This is a genomic window from Solimonas variicoloris DSM 15731, assembly GCF_000382285.1.
Taxonomy (GTDB): Bacteria; Pseudomonadota; Gammaproteobacteria; order Nevskiales; family Nevskiaceae; genus Solimonas; species Solimonas variicoloris.
This window is the reverse complement of the sequence record NZ_KB907939.1, coordinates 69946-86082: the sequence shown is the minus strand read 5'-3', so window position 1 is coordinate 86082 and position 16137 is coordinate 69946. Positions and strand designations below refer to the sequence as shown.

The following is a 16137-nucleotide window of genomic DNA, read 5'->3' as shown; positions in this document are numbered from 1 at the left end:
CCGTGGAGCCGGTGATCGGGCACCTGAAGGACGACTGCGGACTACGGCGGAACTGGCTCAAAGGATCGGAAGGGGATGTGCTGCATCCGGTGTTGTGTGCCGCCGGCTACAACCTGCGCTGGTTGATGCGGGCCATTGCCCGGTTGGGACTGAAGGCCCTTTTTGCACTCTGGCTTCTGGTCGGGATGCTTGAGCGGGTGGTCAGTGACGAGGGGGGCATGGCCGCCGGGTCGGCGGCTGGCGGCGGTGAATTGAATATTTCAGGACCGACTACGTACGCTACCGCCATCCGCCGGAGAAGCAGCTGGATATCGCCGACGCGCTGGGCCTGGCGATGTTCTCGATCTCCGGCGCGCGCATCGCCGAGAACGCGCAGCTGTCCGGGCTGATCGCGGTCGTCATCGCCGTCATCACCGGCACCTTCGGCGGCGTCGTGCGCGATGTGCTGTGCAATGAAATCCCGATGATCCTGCGCCGCGGCCAGATGTACGCGAGCGCCGTCGTCGCCGGCGCGCTCAGCTATGTGCTGCTGCAGCGGCTCGGCCTCGACCGCGACCTCGCCGCCTTCGTCGGCATGGCCCTGATCGCGGCCCTGCGTCTGGCGGCGATCTGGTGGAACCTGACGCTGCCGGTCTTCGATCTCGATCGCCACCAACGGAAATGATGAAGAAACGCCGCCGCGGCCTGCGGTTCCTGGGCTGGCTGCTGCTCGCCATCCTCGCGCTCACGGCGCTGCCGGTCGCGCTGCTGCGCGTGCTGCCGCCGCCGACCACCGCGTACATGCTGCAGAGCCCGACGCGGCCGGTGCAGTACCACTGGGTGCCGGCCAGCCGCATCAGCGACAGCGCGCGCCGCGCCGTGGTCGCGGCCGAAGATCAGAAGTTCTGGACGCACAACGGTTTCGACCTCGAGGCGATCGAGCAGGCGCGCGCCCACAACCGGCGCTCCCGGCACAAGCGCGGCGCCTCGACGATCAGCCAGCAGACCGCCAAGAACCTGTTCCTGTGGCCGGGCGGCGGCTATTTCCGCAAGGGCATCGAGGCCGGCTACACGGTACTGATCGAGGCGCTGTGGCCGAAACAGCGCATTCTCGAGGTCTACCTGAACGTCGCCGAGTTCGGTCCCGGCATCTACGGTGTCGAGGCCGCTTCGCAGGCCTATTTCCACAAGCCGGCGGCACGGCTCACGCCGATGGAGGCGGCGCGGCTCGCCGCGGTGCTGCCGAGCCCGCGGCACTGGAGCGTCACCCGCCCCGGCACTTACGTGCAGCGTCGCGCCAACTGGATCGCCGGACAGATGGGCTACGGCCGCCGCAGCGCCGAGCCGGAACCCGAACCGGAGCCGGACATTCCCGAGGAACTGCAGCGGCAGATCGACGCGGAGGAGGCCGGCCGCGCGCCGGCCGCGGCGCCCGTCGCGCCGCCGACGCAGGCGCCGGAGCCAGCCGCGCCGGCACCGGCACCCGCCGAGCCGAGCGAACCGGAAGCCGCGCCCGCCGCACCGGCCAGCTAGGGGGCGGCCGCGTCCGGATGGACGTGCAGCAGCGGCGCCGGCAGGCGTTCGCCGCTGATCCACAGGCCGTCACCGGCGGCGTCCCAGCACAGCGCTTCGTAGATCGTGTCGCGCATCGGCAGACCCTGGCGCGGCAGCCGCCCGGAACGCGGCGCACGCTGCAGCGCCGTCGCCCAGGATTCGCCGGGCTGGCGGCTGTAAACCTGCCAGTGCGTGTCGTTCAGCACCGCGAGCCGGCGGCCGTCCGGTGCCAGGTCCATCGCCGTCGCCGCGCCGCGGTAGCGGCTGGCGCCGATCGTCTCGACGGGCGTCGGCGGCTCCGGCCACCAGTCCGGCACGGTCGCCAGCCGCTGCGCGATCTGCTCGTCGGGGCCGGCGAGCGTCAGCGCGTAGAGCGTCGCCGGCGGGCGGCGCTTGTCGAGCAGCAGGATCTGGCCGGCCGCCGCGTCGACCGCCAGCGCTTCGAGGTCGCGCGGGCCGTCCGGGTAGCGAAAGCGGATCTGCCGCAGCGGCGCGGCGTGTGTCGCACTGGCATCCGGTTCCGGCAGCAGGAACACGCTGACCTCGCGGCGCAGCGCGAAATTGTCGCCGGTATCGGCGATCGCCAGCATCGGTCCGGTCGGGCCGTCGTAGCCGGCGATGTCCTCCCAGTCGCCGGCGGCGACGCCGTCGATCGTGACCCGCGCCCGCACGCGGCCGCGATCGTCGATCGCGAACAGGCGCGGGGCGTTGCCGCTGTCGTTGTGCAGCCACAGCCAGCCGGGCTGCCGGTGCGAAGCGGCGCAGCCCGAAATTTCCGGCAGTTCGGCGTCGTCGATGAGCGCCGCCACCGCCGTGCCGCCCTGGGCAAGTATCGGAAAGCACAGCCATAAGCCGAGCCCGCAGGCGGCCGAGCGCAGCGCCCGGCGGCGACCCGGCCGTCGCGTCCCGAGGCCCGGTTCAGCTTTAAAAGATGGCGCTAAACCGCTGTCCATGAGGGGAAAGTGGATTTTGCCCACAGCATCTGTGGATAAGTTTGTGCACAATGGGGGGAGCAACGCGATAAGTGGCCGTAACTGCGCCTGTTTCTGCCTCGGGGGCAGTTTGTGTTCACGCCAATTTTCCTTTCCGGATCATGGTGATAAGAGATTCTTACGGTGTTTTTGCAGAAAAATGTCGCTCTCATGCGGCCTGTAGCGCCCATGCCCAAAGCTTGTGCATAAGATGCCGCAGCGCAACGTAAATCGCGCCCTTCTGTCAAGGGCTTTCACAAACCTCGTTGTTCCGCCAGAGCGACTCCCCGGATGTCCGATCTGCTCCTAGCCGACCCGCCACTGGTGCTCTGTCTGTCCGGCCATGACCCGGGCGGCGGCGCCGGCATTCATGCTGATCTCGAGGCGATCGCCGCGCAGGGTGCCCACGCGCTGACCGTGATCACCGCGCTGACCGTGCAGGACAGCCGCGACGTGCGCCGCGTCGAGGCGGTCGCGCCGCCGCTGATCGCCGAGCAGCTGGCCGTGTTGCTCGCCGACAGCCGCATCGCCGCGATCAAGATCGGCCTGCTCGGCGATGCCGCGCAGGTGCCGGTGATCGTCGAGACGATCCGCCGCACCGGCGTGCCCGTGATCTGCGATCCGGTGCTGCGCGCCGGCGGCGGCGCCGAGGTCAGCGCCGCGCCGACGCTGGCGGCGCTGCGCGACACGCTGCTGCCGCACGTCGACCTGCTGACCCCGAACGCCGCCGAGGCGCGGCGCCTGGCGCCGGACGCCGCCGACACCGCGGCCGCGGCGGCGGCGCTGCGCGGGCTCGGCTGCCGGCAGGTCCTGGTCACCGGCGGCGACGAAGCGGATGCCGAAGTCCGCAATCTCTGGCTCGATGCCGAGGGTCGCGCCCGCGAATACCGCTGGCCGCGCCTCGCCGCCCGCTTCCACGGCGCCGGCTGCACGCTGGCGGCGGCGATCGCCGGCCGCCTCGCCGTCGGCGACGACTGGGCAAGCGCGATCGAGCGCGGCCAGCGCTATACGCACGCGGCGCTGGCCGCGGCCTATCGCACCGGCCAGGGCCGCCTGATTCCGCGCCGGAACCGTCAATGGAATTGAAGGGCCTTTACGCGATCACGCCCGAGGCGCTGGTCCGCGCCCCCGAGCGCCTGCTGCCGGCCGTCGCGGCGGCGATCGCCGGCGGCGCGCGTCTGATCCAGTACCGCGACAAGTGGAACGCGCCGGACGAGCGGCTGCGCCTGGCGCGGGCGCTGGCGCAGTGCTGCCGCGCCGGCGGCGCGCTGTTGATCGTCAACGACGATGCCGAACTCGCCGCCGCCGCCGGCGCGCACGGCGCGCACCTCGGCGCCGGCGATGGCAGCCTGGCCGCGGCGCGCGCGCGGCTCGGCCCGCAGGCGATCCTCGGCGCGACCTGCGGCGACTCGCTCGACCGGGCGCGCGCCGCTGTCGCCGCCGGCGCCGACTACGTCGCCTTCGGCCGCCTGTTCCCGTCGCGCACCAAGCCGGACGCGCCGCCGGCGCAACTGGCGACGCTGACCGCCGCGCGGCGCGCGCTGACGGTGCCGATCTGCGGCATCGGCGGCATCACGCCGGCCAATGCCGGCGCCGTGCGCGCGGCCGGCGCCGAGCTGATCGCCGCGATCGACGGCGTGTTCGGCGCCGACGACGTCGCCGCGGCGGCCCGCGCCTACGTCGCCGCGCTCGGCGAAGCCCCTTAGAATCCCTCCTCCCGCCCACCGTCGGCGCCGCGCGCGCCGCTCCCCTGACGCCCATGACCCGCTCCGACGAACTGTTCCAGCGCGCGCAGCGCACGATCCCCGGCGGCGTGAACTCGCCGGTGCGCGCCTTCCGTGCCGTCGGCGGCACGCCGCGCTTCATCGCCTCGGCCGACGGCGCCTACCTCTGCGACGCCGACGGCCAGCGCTACATCGACTACGTCGGCTCCTGGGGGCCGATGATCACCGGCCACCAGGACCCGGACGTCATCGCCGCGATCCAGCATCAGGCGACGATCGGCGTTTCATACGGCGCGCCGACCGAGCTCGAAATCGAGATGGCCGAGCTCCTGTGCGCGCGCGTGCCGGGCCTCGACATGGTGCGCATGTGCAACAGCGGCACCGAGGCGACGATGTCGGCGCTGCGCCTGGCGCGCGGCGCCACCGGCCGCGACTACATCATCAAGTTCGAGGGCTGCTACCACGGCCACGGCGACGCGCTGCTGGTGAAAGCCGGCTCGGGCCTGCTGACCTTCGGCGTGCCGACTTCGCCGGGCGTGCCGGCGGACCTTGCCAAGTACACGCTGACCGCGCAGTACAACGACCTCGCGTCGGTCGAGGCGCTGCTGCGCGATCACGACGGCGACGTCGCCGCGATCATCCTCGAACCGGTCGCCGGCAACATGAACTGCGTGCCGCCGCTGCCGGGCTTTCTCGAAGGCCTGCGCGCGCTGTGCACGAGAAGCGGCGCGCTGCTGGTCGTCGACGAGGTGATGACCGGCTTTCGCGTCGGCCCGCGCGGCGCCTGCGGCCGCTACGGCCTGACCCCGGACCTGATCACGCTCGGCAAGATCATCGGCGGCGGCCTGCCGGTCGGCGCCTTCGGCGGCAAGCGCGAGATCATGGAAAAGCTGGCGCCGCTCGGCCCCGTCTATCAGGCCGGCACGCTGTCGGGCAATCCGCTGGCGATGGCCGCCGGCCTGGCCATCCTGCGCAAGCTCGACGATGCGCACCTGTACGCCGCGCTCGAACACAGCACCGCGCAGCTGCTCGCCGGCCTGCGTGAGCGGGCGCGCGATGCCGGCGTGCCATTCACGACGACGCAGGTCGGCAGCATGTTCGGCCTCTATTTCACGGACGCCGAACACATCAACGGCTACGCCGACGTCATGCGCTGCGACGGCGAGCGCTTCAAGCGCTTCTTCCACGCGATGCTGGCGCGCGGCGTGTACCTCGCGCCGTCGGCCTACGAGGCCGGCTTCGTGTCGACGCGCCACGGCCCGGAAGAGATCGAGCGCACGCTGGACGCCGCCGCCGAGGCTTTCGCCGAGGCGAAATGACCGAGGCGCTGCAGTCGCTTCTGGCCTGGATCGGCGCCCATCCGCACTGGGCGCTGTGCCTGCTGTTCGCCGTCACGCTGCTCGATTCGCTGTTCATCATCGGCGCCTTCGTGCCCGCGGCGCTGCCGCTGTTCGCGATCGGGGCGATGGTCGCGCTCGGCGCGCTGGAGTTGTGGCCGACGCTGCTGATCGCCGCCGCCGGCGCGCTGCTCGGCGACAGCCTCAGCTTCTGGCTCGGTTGCCGCTACGGCGAGCGCCTGTTCCAGGCGCGCTTCTTCCTCAAGCATCCGGACCTGGTGCTGCGCGGCCGCAGCTTCTTCGCACGGCACGGCTCCTACAGCATCCTGCTGGCGCGCTTCCTCGGCCCGCTGCGGGCGGTGACGCCGGCGCTCGCCGCAGCGGCCGGCATGCCGTACTGGAAGTTCGCGCTCGCCGACGGCATCGGCGCGGCTCTCTGGGCCTGCGCCTTCATTCTGCCGGGCGTCGTGTTCGGCGCCTCGCTGGGCCTCGCCGCCGAAGTCGCCGGCCGCCTCGCCAGCCTGCTGCTGGCCCTGCTGCTCGGCCTGTGGCTGGCGCTGTGGCTGACGATCGTGCTGTCGCGGCTCGTCGGCCGTCTGGCGGCGGCCTGGATTCCGCGCCTGCTCGAATGGAGCCGCCGCCGGCGCCAGGCCGGCCGTCACGGCTTCGCGCTGATCGACGACGAGCTGCCGGAAACGCCGGCGCTCGCGCTGCTGGCGCTGCCGCTGCTGCTGGTCGCGGCCGGCTCGCTGTACCTGGCCGCCGGCACGCAGCTGCACCAGTATCCGCTGCGCCTCGACGCCGCGATCTTCCAGTCGCTGCGCGACCTGCATACGCCCTGGGGCTCGGCGCTGGCCCGACGCCTGCTGCAGATCGGCGAGTGGCCGGTGTACGGCACCGTCGCCATCGCCGGTTTCGTGGTGTTGCTGGCGCTGCGCAAGCTGCGCGCGGCGACGCACTGGGCGGCGGCGCTGGCCTTCGGCGGCGCGATCGCCGCCGGCCTGTACGCCATCCCGTTGCTGCCACCGCCCTACCACTTCTTCGATACGCCGGCGCCCGGCGCCGCGCGCAGCCGCGACCTCGTGCTCGCGGCCGTGACCTACGGCTTCCTGCCGGTGCTGCTGGCGACCGGCCGCGCGCCGGCGCTGCGCACGGTGTTCTATGCGATCAGCGCCGTGCTGCTGCTGCTCGTCGCCTTCGCGCAGCTGTACCTGGGCCTGCAGTGGTTCAGCGTCGCGCTGCTGCTGCTGCTGTTCGGACTCGCCTGGAGCGCGCTGCTCGGCCTCGGCTATCGCCTGCACCGGCCGCAGATCCTGCGCGCCTGGCGCGTGCTGCCGCTGATCGCGCTCAGCTTCGCGCTGGCGCTCGGCTGGCAGTGGCAACGCCTGGCGCAACCGCACGCGCTGCCGCCGCCGCACTATCGCACCCTGAGCCTCGCCGACTGGCTCGACGCGTCCGCCGCCACGCCGCGCTTTGCGCTGCAGCGCCAGGACGCCGCCGGCCGCGCGCGTCAGCCGTTCACGCTGCAGTGGGCCGGCGATCTCAGCGCCGTCGAGACGCAGCTGCGCGCCGCCGGCTGGCAGACGCCGGCACCGCTCGGCGCGGCGCAGATGCTGCATTGGCTGACCAGCTCGGCGGCGATCGGCGAGCTGCCGGTGATGCCGCAGGTGCACGCCGGCGAACATCCGGCGCTGATGCTGCGCCTGCCGCTCGACGACGCGCACCAGTACTTCGTGCGCCTGTGGCCTTCGCACTACCGCCTCGACGACGGCCGGCCGATCTGGATCGGCACCGTCACTCGCCAGGAGGCGCGCAGTTTCCACCGCCTGCTGCGCTATCCGGTCGCGACCGACTTCGATCCGCCGCTGGCGCCGCTGGTCGCGGCGCTGCCCGACACGCAACACCGCGTCCACGGTCCGCTATGGTTGCTGTGGTAAATCCGTTTCCATTTTTTTTGAAATCCCCATGTCCGAACCCGGCCTGCTGAGCAAGCTGCGCACCCGCCTCAACAAGGGCGATTCCTGGCTGACACGCGACATCTCGACGTTCTTCACCGCCGACAAGCTGACGCCGGAAGCGCTCGAGGAGCTCGAAACGCGCCTGCTGATGGCCGACGCCGGCGTCGATGCGACGCAGTGGCTGATCGAGCGCCTGCAGAACGAGGTCAACGCCGGCCGCATCAAGAATCCGGCGCAGCTGCGCGCGGCGCTGAAGAAGTATCTGGTCGAACTGCTCGCGCCGATCGCCAAGCCGCTGGTGATGCCGCCCTTCATCAAGCCGTTCATCCTGTTCGTCGCCGGCGTCAACGGCGTCGGCAAGACGACGACCATCGGCAAGCTCGCCGCGCGCTACAAGCGCGAGGGCAAAAGCGTGCTGCTGGCCGCCGGCGACACTTTCCGTGCCGCCGCCGTCGAGCAGCTGCAGACCTGGGCCGAGCGCGTCGGCGTGCCGATCCTGTCGCAGGGTGAAGGCGCCGATTCGGCGAGCGTGATCTATGACGCCGTGCAGTCGGCCAGGGCGCGCGACATCGATCTGGTCATCGCCGACACCGCCGGCCGCCTGCACACGCAGGCGCACCTGATGGACGAGCTGCGCAAGATCAAGCGCGTCGTGCAGAAGCACGACCCGTACGCACCGCACGAAGTGCTGCTGGTGGTCGACGCCACGACCGGCGGCAACGCGCTGACGCAGGCCATCCAGTTCCACGAGGCGATCGGCCTCACCGGCCTCGTCATCACCAAGTTGGACGGCACCGCGAAGGGCGGTATCCTCTTGGCGATCGCGCGCCGGCTGGCCCTGCCGGTGCGCTTCATCGGGCTCGGCGAGGCGGTGGACGATCTGCAGCCGTTCGACGCCGAAGCCTATGCGGACGCGCTCATCGGGGAGTGAACGGCATGCGCAAGCACAGGCGGCGAACCGCGTCGGAGACGGCGCGCGCATGAGCCCGCCCGCCTCCGACATCGTCCGCTTCGACCAGCTCGCCTACCGCTACCCCGGCGGCCAGGACGTGCTCAGCGGCGTCAACTTCTCGATCGCGCAGGGCGAGATGGTCTACGTGACCGGCCCGAGCGGCGCCGGCAAGAGCACGCTGCTGCGCCTGATCGCGGCGCTGTGCCGGCCGACGCGCGGCCAGCTCGTCGTCATGGGCCAGAACCTGTCGGCGCTGAAGAACCGCCACATCCCGGCCTACCGCCAGCACATCGGCCTGGTCTTCCAGAACTTCAACCTGCTCTACGACCGCACGGTGTTCGACAACGTCGCGCTGCCGCTGGTGATCCGCGGCTATGCGTATGCCGACATCGGCCGGCGCACGCGTGCGGCGCTCGACGCGGTTGGCCTGCTCAATCGCGAGAAGTCGCTGCCGCTGACGCTGTCCGGCGGCGAGCAGCAGCGCGTCGGCATCGCCCGCGCGATCGTCACCAAGCCGGCGCTGATCCTCGCCGACGAGCCGACCGGCAATCTCGACCCGGAAATGGCGCTCGAAGTGATGCGCGGCTTCCAGCGCTTCAACGAGGCCGGCGTGACGGTGATGATCGCCACGCACGCGATCGATCTGATCGAGGCCCTGCCGCATCGCATCATCCATCTCGAACACGGACAGATCACCGACAAGCGGCCGACCGCCGCCTCGCAACTCGGAGACCGCCATGGCGCTCGTTGAAGCCGGACTCGAACGCCCGGGCTGGCTCGCGCGCCTGGCGCAGGAACATGCGCGCGTGTTCTTCTTCTCGCTCGGCAAGCTGGCGCGCGCACCGCTGGCGGCGGCGCTGACCGCGCTGGTCATCGGCATCGCCCTGGCGCTGCCGGCCGGCCTCTACGTGCTGACGCGCAATCTCGCCAGCGTCGGCTACAGCTGGCAGGAATCGCTGCAGATCTCGCTGTTCCTCAAGGACAGCGTGACCGAGGAACGCGGCGCGGCACTGGCCCGGGAACTGCGCGCCGAAATCGGCGTCAGCAAGACCAACTACATCTCGCGCGCGCAGTCGCTCGCCGACTTCAAGGCGCAGTCCGGCTTCGGCGACGCCCTGGCGATCCTGCAGGACAACCCGCTGCCGGCGGTCATCGCCGTCACGCCGAACCGCAAGCTCGGCAAGGCCGGCGTCGAGGAACTGGCGGCGCGGCTCGGGCGCCTGCCCGAAGTCGACCTCGCCAAGCTCGACCAGAAGTGGCTGGAACGCCTGTACGCGCTGCTCGACATCGCCCAGCGCTCGGTCGGCATCGTCGCGATCCTGCTCGGCGTCGCGGTCATGGTCATCATCGGCAACACCATCCGCCTCGACATCGAAGCGCGCCGTGAAGAGGTCGAGGTGATGAAGCTGATCGGCGCGCCGGACAGCTTCATCCGCCGCCCCTTCCTCTATGCCGGCTTCTGGCACGGCCTGCTCGGCGGCCTGCTGGCCTGGATCCTGGTCGCCGCCGGCGTGCAGGCCCTCGGCGCGCCCGCCGAGCAGCTCGCCCAGGCCTATGGCAGCCAGTTCCAGCTCGCCGGCCTGCCGTGGACCGACGGACTCGCCCTGCTGGCCGCCGGCGTGGTGCTCGGCTGGGCCGGCGCATACGTCACCGTCGGCCGGCGCCTGGCCCTCATTGAACCGCGCTGAATCGTCCCCATGTGGGGATCGATCCCGGCAGATCAAGGACTTAGCAAGGGGCCCGGGAACTTTCGCCGCTTTTAGCACTCTATAAATCCGAGTGCTAAGATGGCATTGGGAGGTTACTGAGATGAGCCAGATCACAACGCTTGCGCGCCAACCGATGGCGATGCTGCCGCTTTCGACGGGCAGTCTGGATGCGTACATCGCGCACGTGAACCAGGCCCCGGCGCTCGATGCCGCTGCCGAGAAGGCGCTGGCCGAGCGCCTGCGCGACCAGAACGAAATCGCCGCCGCCCAGCAGCTGATCATGTCGAATCTTCGCCATGTCGTGCATATCGCGCGCGGCTATCTGGGCTACGGCCTGCCGCTCGGCGACCTGATCCAGGAAGGCAACGTCGGTCTGATGAAGGCGGTCAAGCGCTTCGACCCGGACGTCGGCGTGCGCCTGATCAGCTTCGCGGTGCACTGGATCAAGGCCGAGATCCACGAATTCATCCTGAAGAACTGGCGCATCGTGAAGATCGCCACGACCAAGGCGCAGCGCAAGCTGTTCTTCAACCTGCGCTCGTCGAAGAAGTCGCTCGGCTGGCTGAGCACGCAGGAAGCCGAGGCGATCGCCGCCGATCTGAAGGTCAAGCCGGAGGAAGTCTTCCAGATGGAAGCCCGCCTCTCCGGCAACGACATGTCGTTCAACGCCACGCCGACCGAGGGCGAGGAGACGAGCTACATGCCGGAGGACTGGCTGGCCTCGGAGACCGACGACATTTCGGCGATCGAGGAAGCCGAGTGGCAGGACGCGCGCGAAGCCCGCATGACGCAGGCGCTGACTGCGCTCGATCCGCGCTCACGCGACATTCTGCAGCGCCGCTGGCTGCACGACGGCGAGAAGGCCGGTTTGCAGGAACTCGCCGACGAGTACGGCGTATCGGCCGAACGCATCCGCCAGATCGAAGCCTCGGCGATGAAGAAGCTGCGCAAGGCGATCGAACCCGCCGAAGCCTGATCGGCAGACAAACGCTTGCGGACGCCCGGCTCATGCCGGGCGTTTTGTTTCTGGGGACGCATCCGTCGCCGGGCATTTCTTCGCCGCAGCGGGCCGGCGATCCTGCGGCCCGTCGGCGCCACCCGGCGGCCGGCAAACACCGGGCCCGGCCGGGAGCGAAACCGCTCAGGCCAGCAGCCCGGCGAGATAGTGGTCGACGAGCAGCAGAGTGAAGATGCCCATCAGGTAGACGATCGAGTAGCCGAAAGTCTTCATCGGCAGACCGGGCACCGGCCACCATTTCATGCGGATCGCGTAGTACAGGAACACGGCGTTGAGCGGCACGGCCCCGGCCAGATAGATCCAGCCGGACATCGCGGTCGCGAACGGCAGCATCGTCACCGCGAACAGCAGAATCGTGTACAGCAGCACCTGCGTGCGGGTGAACTCGATGCCGTGCGTGACCGGCAGCATCGGAATGTCGACCTTCGCGTACTCGTCGCGGCGCTCGATCGCCAGCGCCCAGAAGTGCGGCGGCGTCCAGATGAAGATGATCGCGAACAGGATCAGCGCATGCGCGTGGATCTCGCCGGTGATGGCCACCCAGCCGAGCAGCGGCGGCGCGGCGCCGGCGGCGCCGCCGATGACGATGTTCTGCGGCGTCGCGCGCTTCAGGTACAGCGTGTAGATGCCGGCGTAGCCGATCAGCGTGAACTGCGTCAGCACCGCCGCCAGCGGATTGCAGAGGAACCACAGCACGGCGAAGCCGCTGATGCCGAGCAGCGTCGCGAAGGCGATCGACTCGGTCATCGTCAGGCGCCCGGTGACCAGCGGCCGGCCGCAGGTGCGCGCCATGCGCGCGTCGATGTTGCGGTCGATGATCTGGTTGATCGCCGCCGCGCTCGAAGCCTGCAGGGCGATGCCGAGCGTGCCCCACAGCAGCGCCCACAGCGGCGGCAGGCCGGGCACTGCGAGGAACATGCCGACGATCGCCGTGAACACGATCAGCATGACGACGCGCGGCTTGCACAGCTCGTAGTACTCGTGCAGGCGCGACGGCATCGCCTGGTGCGCAGCATCCACCGCGTTCGATCCGGCGGCCATCAGTCGGGGCGCCGCCACGCGTGGAAGTTCAGCACGATCAGCGTGCCGAGCAACAGTTCGGCGCCGAGATTGTGCGCCGCCGCCAGCAGCAACGGCAGCTGGAAGTGCACGACGCAGATGCCGATCGTGATCTGCAGCGCCAGCGCGCCGAGCACGGCGGCGCCGAGCCGCCGCCACAGCGGGACCCCACCGCGGCGCAGCAGGAACAGACCGAGCGCCAGCAGCACGGTGGTGACGACGACGGCGCCGACGCGGTGGAAGTAGTGGATCGTCACCCGCGCCCGCGCATCGAGCACGCCGTATTCGTAGTTGATGCCGAGGCCGCGCCACAGCGTGAAGGCTTCCTTGACGTCGAGCGGCGGCAGGTAGCTGCCATGGCAGGTCGGCAGATCCGGGCAGGCCAGCGCCGCGTAATTGGTGCTGGTCCAACCGCCGAGGAAGATCTGGCCGGCGACGACGAGCAGCGCGACGAGCGCGAACGTGCGCAGGCCGCGCGGTGCCACCCGCAGCGGCACCGGCGCGGCGCTACCGACCAGTTCGCGTTCGATGACGAAGGCCGCGGCGCGCTCGCTGCGGATCTCGCGCGTGCGCGTGGCCACCGCGACGGCGGCTTCGCTGCGCGGCCGCGTCGACAGCCACATCCACAGCAGCAGCGCGAACGTCGACATGCCGCCGAGCAGATGGCCGGTGACCGCCAGCGGCTTGAGCTGCCAGGTCACCGTCCACATGCCGAGAATGCCCTGGAAGATCACCAGCGCCACCAGCAGCCACGGCAGCACGCGCGGCCGGCGCGCGTCCTTGATGAACAGGCTCATCAGCGCCAGGGCGACGATGAACAGGCCCAGGGTCTCGGCGAGATAGCGATGCACCATCTCCTTCCAGGCCTTCGGCGCCTCGACCGGGCGATCCGGATAGCGGGCCTCGGCGGCGGCGATCTCGTGCTCGGCATCCGGCACCGTCAGATGACCGTAGCAGCCCGGCCAGTCCGGGCAGCCGAGGCCGGCGTCCGACAAGCGCACGTAGGCGCCGACGACCACCAGGCAGAAACACCAGACGACGGCGAGCAGATTGAGGCGGTGGAACCAGAGCATGCGATGCGATGGCGGAAGAATGAAAAGGCGGCCCGGTGCTTCGGCCGCCTCGATTTGCGCGAATTTTAACCGATCGGGCCGGGGCGGGACGCGAAGCGAACGGGGCAGGATGCGGACACCGCCATTCAGCCGATCTGCGAGATGCGCAGCAGCTTCTTGATGTCGTCGAGCACCTTGCGATAGTCGACTTCGGCCGGATAGACCATCAGCCAGTTGCCGAGCGGGTCGATCAGGTACACCGACTGCGGATCGCGTGCCGGACCGCCGGCCTGCAGGAACGCGCGCAGTACCGGCGCCGCCGATTCGGCGTACAGCTGCAGATCCGGGTGCGTTGCGCCGAGCTGCTCGCGCAGCGCCGGCAGCGCGGCCGCATCCGGTGCCAGATAGACGCGCTGCACGCGCATCCGCTTTTCGTTGAGCAGCGTGCGGATCTGCCGGAACTGGAACAGCTTGTTCGCGCAGACCGCATCGCAGCGCTCGCCGCCGAGATAGAGATAGGTCCAGCGCCCGCGCAGCGCTTCGCGGTCCAGAGCCTTGCCGTCGGCATCGACCAGCGCCAGCGCCGGCAACGGCCGCGCCGGGTCGATGAGTTCGCCATAGTTGGTCCGCCCCTGCGGCTGGAACTGCGGGAAGACGAAGTACAGCAGTACGGCGGCGACGAGCGGGCCGAAGAACAGGGCGGCGAGCAGCAGGAGCTGGCCGCGGCCGCGGGGAACCTGATTCATGAAGGACGGGGCTTGGGAACGCGAAAGCTGAGTTTGACGAAAATCGCGATCAGCGTCAGCGTGAACGCGAACCACTGCGCGGCATAGCCGTAATGCTTGGCCGGCTGCAATTCCGGTGCCGTGCGCCACTCGCGGACGAAACCGTCCGGCGCTTCGGCGTCCATCAGCAGCAGGCCCTGCGCGACGAAATCGCCGTAGAGGCAGTGCAGATCGTCGACGGTCGGATACTGCACGACGCGGGGCCACGGCGCGGCGGCACAGTTGTCGGCCTCCAGGCGCAAGCCCGGGCGCGGCAGGCTGCGCCAGTAGCCTTGCACCTGACGTTCGTCGGCGGCGACGGCGAGCGCCTCCGGCTGTTGTCCTGCCGCGCGCGAAATCCAGCCGCGGTCGACGACCACCGTGCTGCCGTCGTCCTGCACGAACGGCGTCCACACGTGGTACCCCGGCTGGCCGTCGTAGCCCTGGTTGTCGAGCAGCAGCTGGCGGCTGGCGTCGAAATGGCCTTTGACGAAGACGCGTTCGATCTGGCCGTCGTAGGCCACCTTGCCGGCGTCGATGTGCTGCGCCGGCTGCTGGGCGGCATGCGCATAGTGATCGAGCATTTCCTGCTTGGCGAAGCCGCGGCGCAGCTGCCAGGCGCCGAGCGACACCATCAGCGCCCCGAGCGCGAGCACCACGAGCACGGCCCATACGGCCGGCCGGAATTTCCTGCGTGCCACGTCCCCCCCTTCGCACGAAGTCTCGTGTCCGCTGTACTTGTCGTCGCCGCGGCATCGAGGCCGCTGCGCACGCTATGATGCCGGCAATTACCGGCTTTGTCCGCTGCGGCCTCCGTTCATGCTCGTCAAGACCATCATCGTCGTCCTGCTGCTCGCCGCCGTCGTCGCGCTGCTGGCGAGCATGGTGTTCCTGGTCCGCGACCCGAGTTCGCGGCGGCGCACGCTGACCGGCCTGAAGATCCGCATCGCGTTGTCGGTCACGCTGCTGGTCTTCATCGTCCTCTCGTACTGCATGGGCTGGATCCAGCCGCATGGGCTGACACCGTAAAGCGGCGGTCCGTTGCACCGCGCGGGATCGGCGCGCGGTCCTGTGCGGCCGTCCGGGGGCCAGCCTAGGCGCCGTCTGAGCAACGCATCAACGAAAAAGGCGACCCGAAGGTCGCCTTTTTTCGGACTCGCGCCCGCCGTTCAGAGCCAGTAGACGACGATGAACAGGCCGAGCCAGACGATGTCGACGAAGTGCCAGTACCAGGCCACGCCTTCGAAGCCGAAATGCGAATCCGGCTTGAAGTGGCCGGCCATCAGGCGCAGCGTGATGACGATCAGCATGATCGTGCCGAGCGTGACGTGCAGGCCGTGGAAGCCGGTCAGCATGAAGAAGGTCGAGCCGTAGATGCCCGACTTCAGCGTCAGATTGAGCTCGGTGTAGGCCTCGATGTACTCGTGCGCCTGGAAGTACAGGAAGACGGCGCCGAACGCGACCGTCGCCCACATCCACAGGATGCACGGCAGGCGCTTGCCGGCCTTGAGCGCGTGATGCGCCAGCGTGATCGTGACGCCCGAGGACAGCAGCAGGATGGTGTTCAGCAGCGGCACGCTGAACGCCGGGATCGTCTTGAATGCGCCGCCGGCGTTGGCCGGACCGTTCGACGGCCAAGACGCCTCGAAGCCCGGCCACAGCACCAGATTGGTCGCGATCTTCGAACCCTCGCCGCCGAGCCACGGCAGCGACAGCTCGCGCGCATAGAACAGCGCGCCGAAGAACGCGCCGAAGAACATCACCTCGGAGAAGATGAACCAGGACATGCCCCAGCGGTAGGTGCGATCGACCTGCGCGCTGTACTGGCCGCCCTCGCTCTCGCGCACGATGTCGCGGAACCACAGGAAGATGATGGCGATCGCCAGCGCCCCACCGCCGTAGATCGGCAGCGGGCCGATGTGGTCGTCCTCGAGATAGCCGGATACGCCCGCGACCAACGCCACCAGCGCGGCGGTCAGGATGAACGGCCACACGCTCGGTGCAGGCACGAAGTAGCGCTCGGCGTGATGCGCGGCTGGGGTCTCCATGACTAACTCCTC

At 69.8% G+C, this 16137-nt stretch carries 17 protein-coding genes and 1 pseudogene; 12 read left to right on the top strand and 6 right to left on the bottom strand.

What is annotated here, in order from left to right; all coding sequences use genetic code 11:
* The 3 genes and pseudogenes from H149_RS24410 to mtgA form a co-directional block, all read left to right on the top strand.
* Window positions 1-389 (top strand): annotated as a pseudogene (locus tag H149_RS24410) (hypothetical protein); the annotation flags it as partial.
* On the top strand, window positions 335-664 hold the full coding sequence (locus H149_RS21230) for a trimeric intracellular cation channel family protein (RefSeq protein ID WP_020650608.1): 330 nt from the start codon (window positions 335-337) through the stop codon (window positions 662-664). The pseudogene H149_RS24410 and the gene H149_RS21230, both read left to right, overlap by 55 nt.
* On the top strand, window positions 664-1512 hold the full coding sequence (gene mtgA / locus H149_RS21225; RefSeq protein ID WP_020650607.1) for a monofunctional biosynthetic peptidoglycan transglycosylase: 849 nt from the start codon (window positions 664-666) through the stop codon (window positions 1510-1512). The genes H149_RS21230 and mtgA overlap by 1 nt, the downstream gene beginning before the upstream one ends.
* On the opposite strand, the gene H149_RS22310 is transcribed toward mtgA, so the two are convergent.
* Window positions 1509-2342 (bottom strand): hypothetical protein, encoded by an 834-nt coding sequence (locus H149_RS22310; RefSeq protein ID WP_020650606.1) that lies wholly within the window; start codon window positions 2340-2342, stop codon window positions 1509-1511. The two genes, mtgA and H149_RS22310, sit on opposite strands and share 4 nt — an antisense overlap.
* Window positions 2343-2795: 453 nt before the next feature.
* Here H149_RS22310 and thiD point away from each other — a divergent pair, with 453 nt between their 5' ends.
* The 8 genes from thiD (at window position 2796) to rpoH (ending at window position 11160) form a co-directional block, all read left to right on the top strand.
* Window positions 2796-3590 carry a bifunctional hydroxymethylpyrimidine kinase/phosphomethylpyrimidine kinase gene (thiD, locus tag H149_RS0115100; protein ID WP_020650605.1) on the top strand — a complete coding sequence of 265 codons (795 nt, stop codon included), beginning with the start codon at window positions 2796-2798 and terminating at the stop codon, window positions 3588-3590.
* The gene (thiE, locus tag H149_RS0115095) at window positions 3581-4210 is read left to right on the top strand and encodes a thiamine phosphate synthase (RefSeq protein ID WP_020650604.1); all 630 of its coding nucleotides are present in this window, start codon (window positions 3581-3583) and stop codon (window positions 4208-4210) included. Before thiD ends, thiE begins: the two co-directional genes overlap by 10 nt.
* 53 nt (window positions 4211-4263) lie before the next feature.
* Entirely contained in the window at window positions 4264-5547 is a 1284-nt protein-coding gene (gene hemL, locus H149_RS0115090; protein ID WP_020650603.1) for a glutamate-1-semialdehyde 2,1-aminomutase, read from the top strand.
* Window positions 5544-7502 carry a VTT domain-containing protein gene (locus H149_RS0115085; protein WP_020650602.1) on the top strand — a complete coding sequence of 653 codons (1959 nt, stop codon included), beginning with the start codon at window positions 5544-5546 and terminating at the stop codon, window positions 7500-7502. The genes hemL and H149_RS0115085 overlap by 4 nt, the downstream gene beginning before the upstream one ends.
* A gap of 28 nt (window positions 7503-7530) precedes the next feature.
* Window positions 7531-8454 carry a signal recognition particle-docking protein FtsY gene (ftsY, locus tag H149_RS21215; protein WP_020650601.1) on the top strand — a complete coding sequence of 308 codons (924 nt, stop codon included), beginning with the start codon at window positions 7531-7533 and terminating at the stop codon, window positions 8452-8454.
* Between the two features lie 49 nt (window positions 8455-8503).
* Window positions 8504-9226, top strand: a complete 723-nt coding sequence (ftsE, locus tag H149_RS0115075) for a cell division ATP-binding protein FtsE (RefSeq protein WP_020650600.1) — start codon at window positions 8504-8506, stop codon at window positions 9224-9226.
* Complete coding sequence (gene ftsX / locus H149_RS0115070) at window positions 9213-10163, top strand: permease-like cell division protein FtsX (protein WP_020650599.1); 951 nt, start codon at window positions 9213-9215, stop codon at window positions 10161-10163. Before ftsE ends, ftsX begins: the two co-directional genes overlap by 14 nt.
* Window positions 10164-10284: 121 nt before the next feature.
* A complete protein-coding gene (gene rpoH / locus H149_RS0115065) occupies window positions 10285-11160 on the top strand; it encodes an RNA polymerase sigma factor RpoH (protein ID WP_051101878.1) in 876 nt (291 codons plus the stop codon).
* Window positions 11161-11325: 165 nt separating this feature from the next.
* Here the strand turns inward: rpoH and cyoE are convergent, their stop codons facing one another.
* The 4 genes from cyoE to H149_RS0115045 all read right to left on the bottom strand — a co-directional run bounded on the left by cyoE (window position 11326) and on the right by H149_RS0115045 (window position 14778).
* Window positions 11326-12243: a heme o synthase gene (cyoE, locus tag H149_RS0115060; protein ID WP_020650597.1), complete on the bottom strand. Its 918-nt coding sequence runs from the start codon at window positions 12241-12243 to the stop codon at window positions 11326-11328.
* Window positions 12243-13334: a COX15/CtaA family protein gene (locus tag H149_RS0115055; protein ID WP_020650596.1), complete on the bottom strand. Its 1092-nt coding sequence runs from the start codon at window positions 13332-13334 to the stop codon at window positions 12243-12245. Before H149_RS0115055 ends, cyoE begins: the two co-directional genes overlap by 1 nt.
* Before the next feature lie 125 nt (window positions 13335-13459).
* On the bottom strand, window positions 13460-14059 hold the full coding sequence (locus H149_RS0115050) for an SCO family protein (protein ID WP_020650595.1): 600 nt from the start codon (window positions 14057-14059) through the stop codon (window positions 13460-13462).
* Window positions 14056-14778: an SURF1 family protein gene (locus H149_RS0115045; RefSeq protein WP_154654841.1), complete on the bottom strand. Its 723-nt coding sequence runs from the start codon at window positions 14776-14778 to the stop codon at window positions 14056-14058. The genes H149_RS0115050 and H149_RS0115045 overlap by 4 nt, the downstream gene beginning before the upstream one ends.
* A 118-nt stretch (window positions 14779-14896) precedes the next feature.
* On the opposite strand from H149_RS0115045, the gene H149_RS0115040 reads away from it, so the two are divergent.
* On the top strand, window positions 14897-15106 hold the full coding sequence (locus tag H149_RS0115040) for a DUF2909 family protein (RefSeq protein ID WP_020650593.1): 210 nt from the start codon (window positions 14897-14899) through the stop codon (window positions 15104-15106).
* Between the two features lie 140 nt (window positions 15107-15246).
* On the opposite strand, the gene H149_RS0115035 is transcribed toward H149_RS0115040, so the two are convergent.
* The gene (locus tag H149_RS0115035) at window positions 15247-16125 is read right to left on the bottom strand and encodes a cytochrome c oxidase subunit 3 (RefSeq protein ID WP_020650592.1); all 879 of its coding nucleotides are present in this window, start codon (window positions 16123-16125) and stop codon (window positions 15247-15249) included.
* Window positions 16126-16137: the final 12 nt, after the last annotated feature.